The organism is Sphingomonas sp. IC-11 (assembly GCF_021043365.1).
GTDB lineage: Bacteria > Pseudomonadota > Alphaproteobacteria > Sphingomonadales > Sphingomonadaceae > Sphingomonas.
Map to the genome: position 1 here is coordinate 858622 of NZ_JAJNDU010000001.1, position 18184 is coordinate 876805.

Consider the following 18184-nt stretch of genomic DNA (forward strand, 5'->3'; position numbering starts at 1 on the left):
CGCAACGATGGAAATGAACATCGTCCCGTCCGGGGCAAAGGCGGGCATGCGCCCCGTCAATGAACGGGCAGTGGCGTTGATGAAGCGCGAGATGATCGGGCAGACCGACGAGCTGCTGATGCGGCAGTTCGGCATCAGCTACAACACCTGGCGCAAGGTGCGCGAGGGCCAGCCGATCCGCCGTTCCGTGGCCGATCGGCTGGAAAGTCGGCTCGCGCGATCAAGCTGAACCCCGTCGGTGGCGGCGGGCATCGTGGCTGCGGATCGAGGCAGGGCAGCAGGTGACCGGCGCCTTGATCCGGATCGGTGACGATGTGGCGCTTGTCCTGTCCTTGTTTTGCCGCAACAAGGGTCTGAAAATAGGAGCCTATGATGCGCCGTCGGACCTTTGTCGCCACTTTGCCTGCGCTTGCGATGGCGCCAGCCCTGGCCCGGGCACAACAAGGCGCGGCCGGCGGGGCGCAGGGCACCGAAGGACCGGGACAAGGCGGTGCCCCCCAACCGGCGACCGCCAAAGGTGCGGCGTTGCCGGGCCATTGGGCGGCCGGCGAGGACCGGTTTATCCGGCCTGACGTTCACGCCGGCGATCGTCCGGTGGGGGCAAGCTTCGCCTCCCGCACTGCAGTCTACGGCCTGAACGGCGCAGTGGGCACGGCGCATCCGATGGCGACGCAGGCTGGCATCGACATTCTTAAGCGTGGCGGATCGGCCGTTGACGCGGCTATCGCCACCAACGCCTGCCTCGGCCTGCTGGAGCCGACCGCCAACGGTATCGGCGGCGACATCTATGCGATGATCTGGGACCCCAGGCAGAAGAAGGTGGTGGGGATGGCCGGGTCGGGCGCCAGCCCGCGCGGCCTGTCGCTGGAAACGGTGCGCGGACGGGCGAAGAACGGGGCGCTGCCGCCGCTCGGCGCGATCACCGTTTCGGTGCCGGGGACGGTCGACGGCTGGTGGACCATGCACCAGCGCTACGGGAGGCTACCCTGGGCGACGCTGTTCGAACCGGCGATTGCCATGGCCGAGGCGGGGACGCCGGTGCCCGACATCATCGCTTTTTACATCCGCCGCAGCATGGCCAATTTCGCGCGCCCCGGGAATGGCGTGGAGGAAACCGCCAACGCGCTGAAGACCTGGGGCATGGCAGACGGCAAGGGGCCAGCGGCGGGGCAGGTGTTTCGCAATCCCGATCTCGCCCGGACGTATCGCGCGATCGCCAAGGGCGGGCGCGACGCTTTCTATTCGGGCGAGATCGCGCGGACGATCGACCGCTATTTCAAGCGGATCGGCGGCTGGCTGCGGTACGAGGATCTGGCGGCCCACCATTCGGAATGGATCGAGCCGAGCCGCACCGATTATCGCGGCACCACCGTTCATGCGCTTGGCGCCAATACGCAGGGCATCGCCACGTTGCAGATGCTCAACATCCTCGAGCATTTCGACCTGAAGGGCGCAGGGTTCCAGTCCGCGCTGTCCATCCACCTTCAGGCCGAAGCGAAGCGGCTCGCTTATGAGGATCGGGCGCGCTTCTACGGCGATCCGAAGTTCTCCAAGGTGCCGGTCGAGTGGCTGATTTCCAAGGAATATGCCGCCCAGCGCGCGAAGCTGATCCGGCCTGATCGCCTGCTCACCCCAATTTATCCGGGGCAGGCGCCGAGCCAGGGTGACACGACCTATTTCTCGTGCGCCGACAAGGACGGAATGATGGTGTCGCTGATCCAGTCCAATTTCCGCGGCATGGGATCGGGGCTGGTGGCTGATGGTCTGGGCTTCATGTTCCAGGATCGCGGTCAGCTGTTCAGCCTGAAGGACGGGCACCCCAATGTCTATGCGCCCGGCAAGCGGCCGTTCCAGACGATCATTCCGGGCTTTGCCACGCGCGGCAATGATCCGTGGATGAGCTTTGGCGTGATGGGCGGCGACATGCAGCCGCAAGGACAGACGCAGATCATCGTCAACCGGGTGGACTATGGGCTGGAGATCCAGTCCGCCGGCGATGCGCCGCGTTGGCACCACGAGGGATCGTCGCAGTCGATGGGCGAGGATGATCCCGATCTGGGGCCGACCGGCCGACTGCGATTGGAGAGCGGGGTACCGATGGAGACGCGCAAGCGGCTGGCGGAACTGGGCTGGAAGCTGGGCGACCCGGATGGCGGCTTTGGCCGGTACGAATGCGTGGAGCACCGCATGGATGGGGCGACGCGGGTCTATGCGGCGGCCAGCGAAATGCGCGCCGATGGGTGTGCTCTGGCTTATTGATCGGGCCGGCGCGGCGCCCGCGCTCAACGGGGGTAGCGGGCGCCCATGAAGAACAGGCCGTCCGGCGGGGCGTTCAGTCCCAGCCGCGAGCGGTCCGCGGCGCGCAGGGCGTCGCCCATGTCGGCAACCGTCCAGCGGCCGAGCCCGACCAATGCCAGGCAGCCGACCATCGAGCGCACCTGATGGTGGAGGAAGGAGCGCGCCTCCGCGACGACCGACAGGTGATCGCCGCTGCGCGTCACGTCCAGCACGTCGAGCGACTTGAGCGGGCTGGCCGATTGGCAATGGACCGAGCGGAAGGTGGTGAAATCGTGCTTGCCGACGAGGAGCTGCGCCGCCTCGTGCATGGCGGCGGCATCGAGCGGCTGCGCGACTTGCCAGGCCAGGCCCTTCTCCCAGGTGAGCGGAGCCCGGCGATTGATGATGCGATATTCGTAGAACCGGCCGACGCAGGAGAAGCGCGCGTGCCAATCGCCGGGCACCTCCTCGCAAGCAAGAATGGCCACCGGGTTTGGCCGCAGGCGAGCGTTCAATGCCTCGCCAAGGCGAAAGGCGGTGATCGGCTTGGCAATGTCGACATGCGCGCGCATCGCCGTGGCGTGAACGCCGGCATCGGTGCGACCAGCGGCGTGCACCGCGGTACGCTCCCCCGTTACGGCGAAGGCGGCATCCTCGATCGCTTGCTGAACGCTGGGGCCATGATCCTGCCGCTGCCACCCCATGAAGGGGCGGCCGTCATATTCCACCGTCAGCGCGAAACGCGTCACAGGCGGGCGCCGGACGGAATGGGGAAGCCGCGCAGCAGATCGGCGACGGTCATGACGCCGCGGCCGGCGCGCTGAACCGAGGTGGGGCGGATCGCGCCGCTGGCGCAGCGGATGGTGAGGTGATCGTCAATGACCTCGCCGGGCTCGCCCGTGGTCGCCGGACAAACCTCGGCTGACAGGACGCGAAGGCGCTCGCCATTCACCTCAACCCAGGCGCCGGGCGGGTTGAAAGCGCGGATCTGGCGCTCCGCCGCAGTCGCCTCCTGCGCGAAATCGAGGCGCAGTTCGTCCTTGGCAATCTTCGCCGCATAAGTGACGCCGTCCTCCGGCTGCGGCGTCGCGGGGTGACCGTCGAGATCAGCCAGCACCTGCACCATCAGCCGAGCGCCGAGATCGGCGAGTTCCCGCGTCAACTCGCCCGCCGTCTTGCCAGCGACCGGGGTGCGTCCTTCCAGGCGGACGGGGCCGGTATCGAGCCCGGCCTCCATTTGCATGATGCCGACGCCGGTTTCCTCGTCGCCAGCCAGGATGGCGCGCTGAATCGGGGCAGCGCCGCGCCACCGCGGGAGGAGCGAGCCGTGGATGTTAAGGCAGCCGTAGCGCGGGGCATCGAGGACGGGGCGGGGCAGGATCAGGCCATAAGCCGCCACCACCGCGACATCAGCGCCGAGCGCGGCGAAGGCCTGCTGCTCATCCGCACCCTTCAGCGACACGGGGGTCCGCACCTCGATGCCGAGCGCCTCGGCGCGCTGATGCACGGGCGAGGGCACCAGAGCGCGACCACGGCGGCCGCCCGGTCGGGGCGGCTGGCTGTAGGCCGCGACGATCTCATGCCCGGCGGCGACCAGCGCGTCCAGCGCAGGCACGGCAAAGTCAGGCGTTCCCATGAAGACGATCCGCATGGGGCGCGCTTCAACGCGCTGGCGCGGGCGGGCGCAACCCCCTATCTGTTCCGGCGATGGCATCGCAGGAGATCGAGGCGCTGACGGGCGCGCTGGCGCGGCTGCCCGGCCTGGGCCCACGATCGGCTCGCCGGGCCGTGTTGCACCTGATGAAGAAGCGCGAGGGTGCGCTCGTCCCGCTGCTCGCCGCCTTGCAGGCAGTGGAGGAGCGGCTTGCCACGTGTTCCACCTGCGGCAACGTGGACACGACCGACCCCTGCGCGATCTGCGCCGATCAGCGCCGGGACGCGCGGGCATTGTGCGTGGTGGAGGAAGTTGCCGACCTGTGGGCGCTCGATCGATCGCGCCTGTTTCCGGGGCGCTTTCACGTGCTGGGCGGGCGGCTTTCGGCGCTGGAGGGAGTGCGGCCGGAGGATCTGGCGATCGACGCGCTGGTGCAGCGGATCGAAGCGGGCGGTATCGACGAAGTGGTGCTGGCGATGAATGCCACGCTGGAGGGGCAGACGACCGCGCATTACATCGCAGAGCGGCTGGAGCGGTTTCCGGTGAGGATCACGCAATTGGCGCACGGCCTACCGGTGGGCGGCGAACTCGATTACCTCGACGAGGGGACACTGGCGCAGGCGCTGCGTGCCCGCCGCCCGGTGGCGTGACAAGCGCGCGGAGCGGAGCGGCTTGATTCGACGCGGTCACGCCAATATCTGCTCGCAATGGCCGTTCTTCCCATCGTCGAGATTCCCGATCCCCGCCTTCGCCTGATGTGCGAACCCGTCGACGCGATCGACGACGAGGTGCGTCAGCTTTCCACCGACATGATCGAGACGATGTACGCGGCGCGCGGCATCGGTCTTGCGGCGATCCAGGTGGGTGTAGCCCGCCGCGTCGTCGTGATCGACCTTCAGGAGCGTGAGACCGAGGAGCCCGTCGAAGAGGCGGAGGCGCCCGAGGCGGTTCGCGATCCCAAGACGTATATCAATCCGGAGATCCTGTGGGTTTCCGACGAGACCTCCCGATATCAGGAGGGCTGCCTTTCGATCCCGGAGCAATATGCCGAGGTGGAGCGCCCCGCACGTTGCCGCGTGGCGTGGATGGACCTGGACGGTCAGCGGCATGAGGAGGAGATGGGCGGTCTGCTCGCCACCTGCATGCAGCACGAGATCGACCATCTGAACGGCGTACTCTTCATTGACCATATCACGCGCCTGAAGCGCGACATGCTGCTGAAGAAGCTGGCCAAGGCGCGCAAGAGCGCCGCCTGAGATCGCTTGCCCCGCGACGTTGCGGGGGCTAGGTTCGCGCTTCGTTCTCGTGAGGAGGAAGCGTGGAGCCGATTGCCGCATTGTTCGTCGTCATCGCCTTGCTGTTGGGCCTGGCCGTCGGCTGGTGGCTTGCGCAGCGCAATGTGGCGGCGATCCGGGCCGAGCGTGACGCGCGGGCCGAAGAGTTCAAGAAGGCGATCGTCGACCTGGCCGGTGCCGAGGAGCGGGCGCGGGCAGCAGACGCGCTGCGCCAGGAGCTGACGGCATTGCGCGCCGACCGGGACGCGGTGCGTGCCGATGTGGCGCGTCTGGAGGCGGAAGCGCGTGGCTTCGACGCACGACTGGCCGAAATGCGCGAGGCGAAGGATGCGCTGGCGGCGCAATTCAGCCAGGTGGGGCAGAAGCTGCTTGCCGACGCGCAGGACCGCTTCCTGCAACGTGCCGACGAGCGCTTCCGGGAATCGGAACAAGTGGCGGGCGCGAACCTGCGCGCCATGTTGCAGCCGGTCAGCGAGCGGCTCCAGCGGTATGAAGAAGGTGTCGCGAAGGTCGAAGCGGAGCGGCGCGATGCCTTTGGCGAGTTGCGCGGGCAAATCGAGCAGATGCGCGTCGGCCAGGAAAGCGTGCGCAGCGAAGCCGCCAAGCTGGTCAATGCGCTGCGCAATGCCCCCAAGGCGCGCGGCCGCTGGGGCGAGCAGCAGCTACGCAACGTGCTGGAAAGCTGCGGCCTGTCCGAACATGCCGATTTCGCAACCGAAGTTTCGGTGGCGGATGGCGAGGGCGGGCGGCTTCGCCCGGATGTGATCGTGCGGATCCCGGGCGGGAAATCGCTGGTGATCGACGCCAAGGTTTCGCTCAATGCCTATCAGGACGCGTTTGGCGCGGTGGACGAGGCAGAGCGCGTGTCGGGCCTGACCGCCCATGCCGCGGCCATGCGCGCGCACGTCAACGGTCTGGGCGCGAAGGCGTATTGGAGCCAGTTCGATGACGCGCCGGATTACGTCATCATGTTCGTGCCGGGCGAGCATTTCCTGTCGGCCGCGCTGGAGCATGATCCGGGGCTGTGGGACTATGCCTTCGAGCGCCGGGTGCTGCTGGCAACGCCGACCAACCTCATCGCCATCGCGCGCACGGTCGCAGCGGTGTGGCGGCAGGAGCTGCTGGCCGAACAGGCGCGGGAAATCGCACAGCTTGGCAAGGATCTGTACGCGCGCTTGTCAGTGATGGGCGGACATGTCGCAAAGCTGGGCAAGAACCTCGACACGGCAATGGGAGCGTACAACCAGTTTGTCGGCAGCCTGGAATCGCAGGTGCTGACACAGGCACGCCGGTTCGAGGCGCTGAAAATCGATACGGCGGGCAAGAGCATCGAGGCGCCACCGGTGAGCGAGCAAAGCGCGCGGCCGCTAACCAAGCTGATCGCAAGCGAGGCGGCGGAATAGCGCACAGCCGGGCGCGGGTGCTGTTTGCGTGGGCGCGATCAGTAGGCGGGCGCCGCGGGCGCCGGCCTCTTCGTTCACCGGGTGCCTGTCTTCGGTCGCACCGGCTGCACAATCGTGGGCGCGCTTGGGATGAGGCGCCGGCCCTCCTGGTCCGACCTCAGTGGTAGAGCATAGCCGCAATCCGTGCGCCCCGGCTACTAAGGCTGCGGCTTACTAAACCTCGCCGCGTGCCGAACGTGCCAGAACGCGACGACGGGCGGTTGGGACACGTTTGATTCGGGGCATCTCGGACGGAGATCCGGTCTGCCGGGCGCGTCGGCGGCCGCGCGCTGAACAGAGTGGCGGGGTCCCGTCATTCCGGCGCAAGTGGGGATGACGGGACCGCGTCGGCGAAGCGGCGGGTTCGTCTAGCCGCTTCCCGTCTACGGCCGCAGCGCTGCCGCTGCGCGGGCTTTGGCCTCGATGTCCGCCGGGGTGCCGCTCGCAACCCAGCTGCCGCCAACGCAAAGCACCGGATCGAAGGCCAGCCAGTCGTGGGCACTGGCTTCGGTGATCCCGCCGGTCGGGCAGAAGCGGCATTGGTGGAACGGGGCGGCAAGTGCCTTCAGCGCCTTCAGCCCGCCCGAGGTTTCCGCGGGGAAGAACTTGAAGTGCGTTAGGCCGAGATCGAGCCCGCGCATGATGTCCCCCGCCGTGGCGACGCCGGGAAGGTAAGGGATGCCGCTGGCGATGATCGGATCGGCGAGCCGCTCCGTGAGGCCGGGGGAGACGATGAACTCGGCGCCGGCATCCATCACTTCCTGGAACTGCGCCGTTGATACCACCGTGCCGGCACCGACGATGGCACCCGGCACTTGCTTCATCTCGCGGATGGCATCCAGCGCCGCCGGGGTGCGCAATGTCACCTCCAGCACCTTGAGCCCGCCGGCGACAAGCGCTTGCGCGATCGGGCGTGCACTTGCCACGTCATCAATGACGAGCACGGGAATTACTGCGCTGGTCTGCATGATCTCGCCAATGGTGGTCATGCCGTATGCTCCTGAGCGAAGGCAGCCGCGGCGCCGAACAGGCCCGGCTGCGGATGAGTGATGAGCTTTACCGGAAGGCCGGCCATCATGGACTGGAACCGACCCTTGGCGACGAACCGCTGATCGAAGCCGGAGCGGATCAGCTTGTCCTTGATGCGAAGGCCAAGACCGCCGGCGATCACGACGCCATTCGCGCCATGCGCCAGCGCTAGGTCCCCTGCGACCGCGCCAAGCGCGAGGCAAAAGCGGTCAAGCGCGGCGAGCGCGATCGAATCGGTGCCGTCGAGCGCCTCGGTCCAGATTTTCTTGTCGTCGCGGGTGGGAACAGACCGTCCCTCCATTTCCGCCAGGGTTTCGTAAATGGCGACGATGCCCGGCCCCGCGCAGATCCGCTCAGCGGAGACGCGGGTGAAGGTGCGGCGGAGGCGCCTCACAATCGCGTCCTCGATGCCGTCCAGCGGAGCATAGTCGACATGGCCCCCCTCCGTGGGAAGGACATGGTAGCGGCTGTCGGTCTTGAACACCTGAGCGACGCCAAGCCCCGTGCCCGGCCCGCAGATGGTGGTGACGCCCTTCGCGGGAAGTGCCACGTTCGGGCCGCACAAATGATCGAAATGCTCGTTCGGCAGCTGCGCCACAGCATGGCCGATCGCGCCGAAATCATTGATGATCGTGTAGGTTTCCGCGCCCAGCCGCTCCGGGATCAACGACGGGCGGATTACCCAGGGGTTGTTGGTCAGGCGGATGACGTCGCCGGTGATGGGCGAAGCGACCGCAATGGCGGCGGCACGCGGGATCGGCCGATCGAGCTTTTTCTCGAACGACTGCCACGCGGTCTGAAGGCTTGCATGCTCCGCCGTTTTCAGGGTGACGGGCTCGCCAACCGAGAGAACGCGGCCATTTTCCACCTCGGCGATGGCAAAGCGGGCGTGCGTGCCGCCGATATCGACCGTTACCAGTTCCATCTTCTTCTCCCTCTCCCCACCACAGAGAGAGGGCCGGGGAGAGGGGGCAGTCTCTCGCAGCCGGCCCGTTCGTTGCTTATGCGCCGTCTATCGCTCCGTTGGCCATTCAGCCGACAAGAGCAGCCGCGATTTCCCTACAGGCCGGCCGCCGCCAGCATTGCGGACGCGCCGCGCTCCGCCTCATCGGAAAGGCCACGGAACATGCTGAACAGCTCGCGCCCGAAGCCGCTGGCAGCCGGCGGCGCCTCCGCGGGCGTGCGCGCGGCCCATTCCTGCGCATCCACCAGCGCATCGAGCGTGCCGGCGACAGCATCGACTCGGATCAGATCACCGTCGCGAATGAGGCCGATGGCGCCGCCGACGCCATCCGGGCCCGGCAATGCCTCGGGCGAGACATGGATCGCGGCCGGCACCTTGCCCGACGCGCCCGACATGCGGCCATCGGTAACCAGCGCGACCCGGTAGCCCTTGTTCTGCAGCACGCCGAGCGGCGGCGTCAGCTTGTGAAGTTCCGGCATGCCGTTGGCGCGCGGCCCCTGGAAGCGGACCACCACCACCACATCACGATCGAGCTCGCCATTCTGGAAGGCGGCGAGCACCTCGGCCTGGTCGGCAAACACGCGTGCGGGCGCCTCGACGATCCAGCGGTCACGCTCCACGGCAGACACCTTGATGCAGGCGCGGCCGATATTGCCGGCGAGGATCCGCATGCCACCATCGGGCGCGAACGGATCGGCCGGCATGCGCAGGATCGTGTTGTCTCCGCTTGGCCCCGGATCGCGCCAGACGAGCGCGTCATTCTCGAGGACCGGCTTCGCCGCAGCATCGGCAAGCGAATTGCTTCCGGCAGTGAGGATGTCGCCGTGGAGATGCCCGCTCGCGAGCAACTCGCGGATCACGAACGCCATGCCGCCGGCAGCCTCGAAGCCGTTCACGTCGGCCGCGCCATTGGGATAGACCCGCGCGATCAGCGGCACCGCGCTGGACAGGCGATCAAGGTCTTCCCAATCGATCACGATCCCGGCGGCGCGGGCGATCGCAGGCAAGTGAAGCAGGTGGTTGGTCGAGCCGCCGGTCGCGAGCAGGCCGACCGCCGCATTCACGATCGCGCGCTCATTGACGCAGTGGCCGATCGGCCGATAATCGTTGCCGCGCCAGCCGAGTTCGGCGACCCGATGAACGGCCGCGCGGGTTAATGCCTGGCGGAGCTTCGTGCCTGGATTGACGAAGGCGGCGTTTGGGATGTGGAGGCCCATGACCTCCATCATCATTTGGTTGGTATTCGCCGTGCCGAAGAAGGTGCAGGTGCCCTGGGTGTGGTAGGCCGCGATCTCGCTGTCGAGCAGTTCCTCCCGGCTCGCCTCACCGCTGGCATAGCGTTCGCGTACCGCGGCCTTCGCCTTGTTGGGGAGGCCGGAGGGCATCGGGCCACCGGGGACCAGCAGCATCGGCAAGTGACCGAAGCGCAGTGCGCCCATCAGCAAGCCGGGCACGATCTTGTCGCAGATGCCCAGCAGCAATGCGCCTTCGAACGTCCCGTGGCTTAGGGCGATGGCGGTCGCCAGTGCGATCGTGTCGCGGCTGAACAGCGACAGCTCCATGCCGGCATAACCCTGCGTCACGCCGTCGCACATCGCCGGCACGCCGCCGGCCACCTGCGCCGTCGCGCCGACCTCACGCGCCCAGATCTTCATCTGCTCGGGATAGCGATAATAGACGGCATGGGCGGAGAGCATGTCGTTGTAAGCGGTTACAACGCCTATGTTCATCCCGCCGCCGGCCTTCATCGCGGGGCGATCTTCCTCCGTTCCGGCATAGGCATGGGCGAGGTTCGCGCAGCCCAGCATCGGCCGACCGATCCACTGGTCTCGCTCGCGAGTGAGCAGATCGAGATAGCGCCCGCGGCTTTCACGCGAGCGCTCGATCACCCGGTCAGTAACGGCGGAGACGGTAGCGTTCAAAGGCATGTCGATACTCTACTCCGTTCATCCCCAGCGTGTCGAAACATGTGTCCGCCCCGCCCGGAATGAACGGTCCAGATCGCGTGAAGTTCGGCTATTCCGCCCAGTGGATGTCGACCGGCAGCTCTGCATCCGCCAGCACGCGGCCGATGGGATAGGCGGAACCGGCGCCCTGAGCGATGGCGTCCTCCAGCACCTTGCGCTTCTTCGCGCCGGTGACGGCGATCATCAGCGCCTTGGCGGAAATGATGCCAGCGCGCGACAAGGTGACGCGGGGTACCGGAGCCTCTTCGGGAAGCGGCTCCGGCATCACGCCGAGTGCGCGGCGCTCACGCGGGCCGTTCAGCGCCTCGTCGAAATCGGGGCCGGGGAAGATCGAGGCGGTGTGCCCGTCCGCGCCGACGCCAAGCAGGCAAAGGTCCAGCGGCCAGTGCAGATCCTGCATCAGCGCATCGGCGGAGCGGCCGGCAGCCTTATAGTCCGCGGTCGCCTGCGGCACGATCGGGATGACGCGCGCGCCCTTCGGGATGAAGGTTTTGCCGATCAGCGTCACGTTGCTGAGCGGATCGCCCAGCGGCACGATGCGCTCGTCGGTCGGCACGATCGTGACACGCTTCCAGTCGAGCTTGGCAGCGGCCAGCTTCTGATAGATCGGGATCGGCGTCTTGCCGCCTGGCAGCGCGATGACCGCTGCGCCACGCGCATCGATAGCACTTTCGATGATGAACTGTACGTCGCCAGCGACAGCCTCAGCCATCTCCGCGGCGTCGTCATATTCCCACCATTCGATTTCTTCGCTCATGTTCTTCTCCGTCATGCCGGACTTGCCCCGGCATCGACCCGTCCGCAACTCCACCGGCCGCGGGTATGCGGCGCGGTGGATGCCGGCACCAGGCCGGCATGACGGGCTAGTTTATCAATCGTCCTGCCAGCTGACGCCGTCGCGCTCGGTCAAGGCGATCGAAGCGGCGGGGCCCCAGGTGCCGGCGCTATAATGCTTCGGCTTCATGTCGTTCGCCTTCCAGCCCTCGCGGATAGCGTCGATCCAGGTCCACTGGGCCTCCACCTCGTCGCGGCGGACGAACAGGGTTTGATCGCCCTCGATGAGATCGAGCAGCAGGCGTTCATAGGCGATGCGGCGACGCTTGCCGGCGAATTCGGCATCCAAGCTGAGGTTCAGCGGCACTTCGCGCAGGCGAATGCCCTCGCGGTCCAGACCCGGCTCCTTCGCCATCACCAGCAGCTGAATATATTCTTCCGGCTGTAGGCGGATGATCAGCATGTTGGGCTGCAGCAGCCCACCACGGCCCGAGAACATGGAATGCGGCACGGGCTTGAACTGGATGGCGATCTCGCTGCGCCGGGTGGGCATCCGCTTGCCGGTGCGCAGGTAGAAGGGCACGCCTTGCCAGCGCCAGTTATCGACATGCGCCTTCAGCGCGACGAACGTCTCCGTGTTCGAATCGCGGCCGAGTTCCTCGTCATAGCCCTTGACGATCTCACCCTTTACCGCGCCGCCGACATATTGGCCGATGACGCTGTTCTGCGGCACTTCCTCCGGCTTCAACTGGCGCAGCGAGCGGAAGACCTTGGCCTTTTCGTCGCGGATCTCAGTGACGTCGTAGCGCGCGGGGGGCTCCATCGCGATCAGCGCGACGAGCTGCAGGATGTGGTTTGCGACCATGTCCCGCAAGGCGCCGGCGTCGTCGTAATAGCCAGCGCGATCCTCCAGGCCGACCGTCTCGCTGACGGTGATCTGGACATTGTCGATGCCCTGGGCATTCCACACCGGCTCGAAGAAAGAATTGCCGAAGCGCAGCGCGAGGATGTTCTGCACCGTCTCCTTGCCGAGATAATGGTCGATGCGGAACGTGCGCTCCTCCGGAAAGGCGGTGGCCACGCAATCGTTGATCTCCCGGCTGGAAGCGAGATCATAGCCGAGCGGCTTTTCCAAGCCGATGCGCACCGTCTCTCCGGCAAGGCCAGCGCTTTCCAGCCCGCGGATTACCTGTTCAAACAGGGACGGGGCAGTGGATAGGAAGATCGCCAAGCCGCCGGAGACGTCGCCGACCTTCTTGGCCAGCGCAGCATAGCCCTCGATCGTCGTGGCATCGAGCGCCTGATATTGCAGGCGGCCGAGAAAGGACTGGATCGCATCCGCGTCCTTACGATCCTTCGGGAGATATTCCTCAAGCGCCTTTTTCGCGAAGTCGCGAAAGCTTTCGTCGTCGTGATCGGAGCGGGCCGTGCCGGTGATGGTGAGCCCTTCCGGGAGCAGCTTGTCCGCGTGAAGGCCATAGAGCGAAGGCAGCAGCATGCGCTGGGCGAGGTCGCCCGTTGCGCCGAACAACAATAGTTTACCCACGGGATTGCGCTGCATGGGTGCTCCTCCTTCTGACTTGTCGCTGCGGCTATGGGCGCCGGCAGATCGCGTCGCTGCTCCGGTTCAGTAAACCAGGCCAGCGAGCGGATCAGCGCCGATCATCAGGTTGAGGTTTTGCACCGCAGCCCCCGACGCGCCCTTGCCGAGGTTGTCCAGCATCGCGACAAGGCGCGCCTGACGGCCGGCCGGATCGGCGAACACCCACAGGTCCAGGCGATCATTCGGCGCGGCGTCGACCTGCATCAGCAACTCATCGGGCTGATCATCATGAACGGTAATGAGCGGCGCAGCGTCAAACGTGGCGTGCAGCGCGTCCAACATTGCGGAGCGCGACGGTGCCGTAGGCAGCGCGGCGAGCGGCACCGGCACTTCGACGATCATGCCGCGAAACGCGCGCGCCACCGAAGGCGCGAACAAGGGCGGATGCACCAGCCCAGCGTGACGCTGCATCTCCGGCACATGCTTGTGCTCTAGCGAATAGCCATAGCCCCGGAAGGCGAGATCCGGCTCGTCGGCGAAGCGGTTGATCAGCGCCTTGCCGCCACCGGAGTAGCCGGACACCGCATTGACGGTGAGCGGCCAATCTGCCGGCAGGACGCCTGCGCGCACCAATGGCGCCACCAGCGCAAGGAACCCGGTCGGGTAACAGCCCGGATTGGATACCCGATCCGCGGCGGCAACGTCGAAGCCAAGCTCCGGGAAGCCATAGGTCCAGCCGTCAGCCACCCGGAACGCGCTGGACGCGTCGATCACCCGCGTGTCGGGATTGTCGATCAGCGCCACTGCCTCGCGCGCGGCATCGTCCGGCAGGCAGAGAATGACCACGTCAGCGGCGTTGATCGCTTCGCGGCGAGCGTCTGCATCCTTGCGCCGATCCTCCGGCAGGGTAACCAGCGTCAGATCCGTGCGCGGCTCCAGCCGCTCGCGGATTTCGAGACCTGTCGTGCCGGCGGCGCCATCGATGAAGATGCTTGCCGTCATGCCGCATCGCCCAAGGTATTGCCGTCAGCGGCGCCGAGGCCAAGCACATCGGCTTTGATATAGCCGACGAAGCCGCTGACCGGCGCCACGCCCCAGGCGAGGTCTCCGGTCACGTCGAGCAGCTCAAACGTGTCACCGGGAGTCAATGAGACGAGCACGTCGGAGTCAGGCGTGCGCGCGGCGCGAAGCGGCGCCGCTGCCACGACGGACCGGACCAGCGGCGCAGCATAATGTGGCGCAAACACCTGATCGGCGAGGCGAACGTCGGCGAGATCACCGCGTACCGCGTGGCGCGTCGGATCAAGCGCACGTGATCTTCCGACGAGCGCGAACGTCTTATGCGGTGGCACGAGCGGGGACGGGCTGCTCGCCGTCGCCGAGAAACTGGCCGAACTCCTCAAGAAAATTTGCCCCTTCGGAAGTGCGCGCGACGAAGATGTTGCGCTTGTCGCTATCATCGCGTTGGCGGCGCAGATAGCCGAGCGCACCAAGTCTGTTCAAGGCGCGTGTCACAACCGGTTTCGAAACGTTCAATATCCGAGCCAATCCGCGGACAGTATGGGGCCCTGGCTTCAGGTAAACCACCAGCAGCAATGCCATTTGCCGGTTGGTCAGATCGGGTTCCCCCGAGCGGACATAGTCCACCAGGGTGTTCATCCACGAACTAAGATCGGAATTCGCCAAGCTTGCCACGATGCGTCATCCGGATACCAGGCCGCTGATGCGTGCCATTCGCGACTGATAACGTCTGCCCGCGCGGCTGGTTTCAGTACTGTCACGAAATCCACGACGGTTGATCGCCGGGCTGGTGCGCCCTATGTGCGCGCATCCGCCGGCAGGGCCGGCATCATATCGGGTTCAGCATGTTCACCTTCCTTCTCGTCGTTCAGGCGATCATCGCAGCCGCCCTCGTGACGGTGATCCTGATGCAGCGGTCGGAAGGCGGCGGGCTTACCAGCGGCGGCAGCCCGTCCGGCCTGATGTCAGCACGCGGCGCGGCGGATTTCCTGACCCGCGCGACGTCCGTGCTGGCGGCGCTGTTCGTTGTCCTGTCGATCACGCTGGCGGTACTGGCAGCGACGCGCGGCGGCACTAGCGTCGACACGTCGCTGGAGCGGACCGCGCCGGTGAGCCAGACCGCGCCGCAGCCGCAGGCAGATGGCGCGGCACTGTCCGGCGCGGAAGCGGCCGCAGCCGCAGCAGCGGCCAATCAGGCAGCACCGGCCGACAACGGCGTTCCGCTCGCCCGCTGATCCACCCGGTTCGCCGGTTTCGTAGCGCCCGTGGTAACGCGGGCGCTTGTCCTTTGTGCATGTTAGAGGCTAATCCGATATTCCCATGGCGCGGTTCATTTTCATCACCGGCGGCGTGGTCTCCTCGCTCGGCAAGGGTCTTATGGCGGCGAGCCTCGCGGCTCTCCTGCAGGCGCGCGGTTATCGCGTGCGGATCCGCAAGTTCGATCCTTACCTGAACGTCGATCCGGGCACGATGAGCCCGTACCAGCATGGCGAAGTCTATGTGACCGACGATGGGGCGGAGACCGATCTCGACCTTGGCCACTATGAACGCTTCACCGGCGTGGCTGCGCGGCAGAGCGACAACGTGACCTCTGGCCGGATCTATCAACAGATCATTCAGCGCGAACGTCGCGGTGATTATCTGGGTGCGACGGTTCAGGTGATCCCGCACGTTACCGACGCGATCAAGGCGTTCGCGCGCGATCAGACGGACGATCTGGACTTCGTGCTTTGCGAGATCGGCGGCACCGTGGGCGACATCGAGTCGCTCCCGTTCATCGAGGCGATTCGGCAGCTGAAGAACGAAGTAGGCCGTGGCAACGCCATCAGCGTTCACGTGACGCTGGTGCCGTATATCGCGGCAGCCGGTGAGCTGAAGACGAAGCCGACCCAGCATTCGGTGCGCGAGCTGGCGGCATTGGGCGTTCAGCCCGATGTGCTGGTCTGCCGCTGCGAAAAGCCGTTGCCGCCGTCCGAACGCGCGAAGATCGCGCTGTTCTGCAATGTGCCGGAAGGCGCCGTCATCCCGGCGCTGGATGCCAAGAGCATCTATGCGGTGCCGCTTCAGTATCACGCCGAGGGCCTCGACTCGGAGGTGCTGCGCGCCTTTGGCATCACGCCGTCTTCGCCGCCGGACCTGTCGCGCTGGACCGAGATCGTGGACCGCCTGACCAATCCGGAAGGCGAAGTGACGGTGGGCGTGGTCGGCAAATACGTCGGCCTGCAAGACGCCTATAAGTCGCTCAACGAAGCGCTGGTCCACGGTGGCATCGCCAACAAGGTGAAGGTTAATATCCGCTGGATCGACGCGGAACTGTTCGAGAATGACGACGCGGAGATCGCGGCGCAGCTTGAGCCGTGCGACGCCATTCTCGTGCCCGGCGCCTTTGGCGAGCGCGGTGCCGAAGGGAAGATCGCCAGCGTCCGCTTCGCGCGGGAGCGTGAGATCCCGTATTTCGGGATCTGCTTCGGGATGCAGATGGCGTGCGTCGAGGGCGCGCGTGATCTCGCCGGCATCAAGGAAGCATCCTCCACGGAGTTCGGCCCCACCACGGAGCCAGTGGTCGGCCTGATTACCGAGTGGATGGGCCGCGACGGGCTGCAGAAGCGCGAAGCGGAAGGCGATCTTGGCGGCACGATGCGGCTTGGCGCCTATGAGGCGAAGCTCGCCGGGAACAGCGTCGTTGCCTCGATCTACGGCGACACCACCATCCATGAGCGGCATCGTCACCGCTACGAAGTGAATACCGCTTACAAGGACGCGCTGGAGAAGGGCGGCCTGGTGTTTTCGGGCATGTCGCCAGACGGCATGCTGCCCGAGATCGTCGAGCGGCCGGACCATCCCTGGTTCGTTGGCGTGCAGTTCCATCCCGAACTGAAGTCGAAGCCGTTCGACCCGCACCCGCTGTTCGCCAGCTTCATTGGCGCTGCGGTGAAGCAGAGCCGGCTTGTCTGAACAGGAAGAAGGCGACCTGCCGCCGTGGCAGGTCGTGTCCTCCCGCCGGGTGATCGATGATCCCTGGCTTCGGGTGCGCGCAGACGATTGCGTAACCGCGGAAGGGGTGCGGATCGCCCCCTTCTTCATTACGGAGCACCCCGACTGGGCGATCGTGGTCGCGATCGATGAAGACGACCGATTGCTGCTGGTCGATCAATATCGCCACGGATGGGGCATCACGAGTCGCGAGCTGCCGACCGGTGCCATCGATCCGGACGATGCAAACCCTGTTGCGGCCGGGCAACGCGAGCTTATCGAGGAAACAGGCTATGGCGGCGGCGAGTGGACGCTTGTCGCCACCCTGGCGCCCAATCCCGCCAATCAGTCGAACCGCTGCTACGCGCTACTCGCCAGCGGCGTCAGTAAGCTCGCCGAGCCAAAGGACGAGCCGACGGAGCGCCTGCGGCTTTCCGCGGTCCCGGTGCCCCAAGCACTGGCGATCGCGCGGTCGGGGGGGATTGTACAAGCCATGCATGTCGCCGCGCTCGCTATGGCATTGCCGGCTCGTTGGAGCAGTGAGCGCTGATGCCGCCAGAGGCGGCGCGGGTGTTCGGAAAAGATGAAGGCGCCCGGGCCCATCGGCCCGGACGCCCCACGACGCCTCGAAAGGGAGCAAAGAGGCGCCGAGCAGTTAGGCGGCTTGCGCCTCGTTCTCGTCACGCTTGTCCTCAACCACAGTCGGCTTCGAGCCGCTTTTGATCGAGATGGTCTTCGGCTTCATCGCCTCAGGCACTTCGCGCACCAGATCGATCACGAGCAGACCGTCGTTCAGCCGTGCATCCTCAACGAACACGAAATCAGCGAGTTCGAAGCGGCGCTCAAAGCTGCGGGTCGCAATGCCGACATGCAGGAAGTTCGGGCCGGTCGCCTTATCGTCCTTCTTGCCGGCAACGAGCAGAAGGTTCTGCTGCGCCGTGATCTCGATCTCGTCGCGGGAGAAGCCGGCCACGGCAAGCGTGATACGGTAACGATCCTCGGCAAGACGCTCGAGATTGAAGGGCGGATAGTTTTCGGACGACGAGCGGGCATTCGCCTCAATAAGGTCGAACAGACGATCGAAGCCGATGGTCGAGCGGCGATAGGGGGTAAGGTCCAGACGCATCTTCAATTCCTCCATTGAGCGAGTTGAAAAGCGGCGGCGTGCATGTTGCCACGTCACCGTCTGTGCGGCCCGTACGCGGCACCGCACGCGGGGAAATCTGGTAAGGTCAAGTGACTTTTC

At 66.1% G+C, this 18184-nt stretch carries 19 protein-coding genes; 8 read left to right on the forward strand and 11 right to left on the reverse strand.

Annotation, left to right across the window (positions count from 1 at the left end):
* Nucleotides 1-7: 7 nt before the first annotated feature.
* Entirely contained in the window at nucleotides 8-229 is a 222-nt protein-coding gene (locus tag LQ954_RS04035) for a hypothetical protein (protein WP_227770737.1), read from the forward strand.
* Nucleotides 230-372: 143 nt separating this feature from the next.
* Nucleotides 373-2259, forward strand: a complete 1887-nt coding sequence (locus LQ954_RS04040) for a gamma-glutamyltransferase family protein (RefSeq protein WP_231022095.1) — start codon at nucleotides 373-375, stop codon at nucleotides 2257-2259.
* A gap of 23 nt (nucleotides 2260-2282) precedes the next feature.
* Here LQ954_RS04040 and truA read toward each other — a convergent pair whose 3' ends face one another.
* Both truA and fmt read right to left on the reverse strand, forming a co-directional pair.
* Nucleotides 2283-3026, reverse strand: a complete 744-nt coding sequence (gene truA / locus LQ954_RS04045; RefSeq protein ID WP_231022096.1) for a tRNA pseudouridine(38-40) synthase TruA — start codon at nucleotides 3024-3026, stop codon at nucleotides 2283-2285.
* A complete protein-coding gene (gene fmt / locus LQ954_RS04050; RefSeq protein ID WP_231022097.1) occupies nucleotides 3023-3928 on the reverse strand; it encodes a methionyl-tRNA formyltransferase in 906 nt (301 codons plus the stop codon). Before fmt ends, truA begins: the two co-directional genes overlap by 4 nt.
* A 56-nt stretch (nucleotides 3929-3984) precedes the next feature.
* On the opposite strand from fmt, the gene recR reads away from it, so the two are divergent.
* From recR to rmuC, 3 genes are all read left to right on the forward strand, one after another.
* On the forward strand, nucleotides 3985-4581 hold the full coding sequence (gene recR / locus LQ954_RS04055; protein WP_227770733.1) for a recombination mediator RecR: 597 nt from the start codon (nucleotides 3985-3987) through the stop codon (nucleotides 4579-4581).
* 57 nt (nucleotides 4582-4638) lie between these two features.
* Nucleotides 4639-5187 (forward strand): peptide deformylase, encoded by a 549-nt coding sequence (gene def / locus LQ954_RS04060; protein WP_231022098.1) that lies wholly within the window; start codon nucleotides 4639-4641, stop codon nucleotides 5185-5187.
* A 62-nt stretch (nucleotides 5188-5249) separates the two neighbouring features.
* Entirely contained in the window at nucleotides 5250-6629 is a 1380-nt protein-coding gene (gene rmuC, locus LQ954_RS04065) for a DNA recombination protein RmuC (protein WP_227770731.1), read from the forward strand.
* 422 nt (nucleotides 6630-7051) lie between these two features.
* Here the strand turns inward: rmuC and eda are convergent, their stop codons facing one another.
* The 8 genes from eda to LQ954_RS04105 all read right to left on the reverse strand — a co-directional run bounded on the left by eda (nucleotide 7052) and on the right by LQ954_RS04105 (nucleotide 14604).
* Nucleotides 7052-7657, reverse strand: a complete 606-nt coding sequence (gene eda / locus LQ954_RS04070; protein ID WP_231022099.1) for a bifunctional 4-hydroxy-2-oxoglutarate aldolase/2-dehydro-3-deoxy-phosphogluconate aldolase — start codon at nucleotides 7655-7657, stop codon at nucleotides 7052-7054.
* Nucleotides 7654-8622, reverse strand: a complete 969-nt coding sequence (gene glk, locus LQ954_RS04075; protein WP_231022100.1) for a glucokinase — start codon at nucleotides 8620-8622, stop codon at nucleotides 7654-7656. Before glk ends, eda begins: the two co-directional genes overlap by 4 nt.
* A gap of 134 nt (nucleotides 8623-8756) precedes the next feature.
* Entirely contained in the window at nucleotides 8757-10589 is a 1833-nt protein-coding gene (gene edd / locus LQ954_RS04080; RefSeq protein WP_231022101.1) for a phosphogluconate dehydratase, read from the reverse strand.
* Nucleotides 10590-10677: 88 nt separating this feature from the next.
* Complete coding sequence (gene pgl, locus LQ954_RS04085) at nucleotides 10678-11385, reverse strand: 6-phosphogluconolactonase (protein ID WP_231022102.1); 708 nt, start codon at nucleotides 11383-11385, stop codon at nucleotides 10678-10680.
* Between the two features lie 114 nt (nucleotides 11386-11499).
* Nucleotides 11500-12963 (reverse strand): glucose-6-phosphate dehydrogenase, encoded by a 1464-nt coding sequence (gene zwf / locus LQ954_RS04090; RefSeq protein ID WP_227770726.1) that lies wholly within the window; start codon nucleotides 12961-12963, stop codon nucleotides 11500-11502.
* Between the two features lie 66 nt (nucleotides 12964-13029).
* On the reverse strand, nucleotides 13030-13947 hold the full coding sequence (gene argC, locus LQ954_RS04095; RefSeq protein ID WP_231022103.1) for an N-acetyl-gamma-glutamyl-phosphate reductase: 918 nt from the start codon (nucleotides 13945-13947) through the stop codon (nucleotides 13030-13032).
* On the reverse strand, nucleotides 13944-14297 hold the full coding sequence (locus LQ954_RS04100) for an SH3 domain-containing protein (RefSeq protein ID WP_231022104.1): 354 nt from the start codon (nucleotides 14295-14297) through the stop codon (nucleotides 13944-13946). Before LQ954_RS04100 ends, argC begins: the two co-directional genes overlap by 4 nt.
* Nucleotides 14284-14604, reverse strand: a complete 321-nt coding sequence (locus LQ954_RS04105) for a MarR family transcriptional regulator (protein ID WP_088334508.1) — start codon at nucleotides 14602-14604, stop codon at nucleotides 14284-14286. Before LQ954_RS04105 ends, LQ954_RS04100 begins: the two co-directional genes overlap by 14 nt.
* Before the next feature lie 206 nt (nucleotides 14605-14810).
* Between LQ954_RS04105 and secG the strand changes: the two genes are divergently transcribed.
* The 3 genes from secG (at nucleotide 14811) to LQ954_RS04120 (ending at nucleotide 17488) form a co-directional block, all read left to right on the forward strand.
* A complete protein-coding gene (gene secG / locus LQ954_RS04110; RefSeq protein ID WP_227770723.1) occupies nucleotides 14811-15200 on the forward strand; it encodes a preprotein translocase subunit SecG in 390 nt (129 codons plus the stop codon).
* An 85-nt stretch (nucleotides 15201-15285) separates the two neighbouring features.
* Entirely contained in the window at nucleotides 15286-16920 is a 1635-nt protein-coding gene (locus LQ954_RS04115) for a CTP synthase (protein ID WP_227770722.1), read from the forward strand.
* On the forward strand, nucleotides 16913-17488 hold the full coding sequence (locus LQ954_RS04120) for an NUDIX hydrolase (RefSeq protein WP_227770721.1): 576 nt from the start codon (nucleotides 16913-16915) through the stop codon (nucleotides 17486-17488). Before LQ954_RS04115 ends, LQ954_RS04120 begins: the two co-directional genes overlap by 8 nt.
* A 105-nt stretch (nucleotides 17489-17593) precedes the next feature.
* Here LQ954_RS04120 and LQ954_RS04125 read toward each other — a convergent pair whose 3' ends face one another.
* Nucleotides 17594-18064 (reverse strand): Hsp20 family protein, encoded by a 471-nt coding sequence (locus LQ954_RS04125; protein ID WP_227770720.1) that lies wholly within the window; start codon nucleotides 18062-18064, stop codon nucleotides 17594-17596.
* Between the last annotated feature and the right edge of the window lie 120 nt (nucleotides 18065-18184).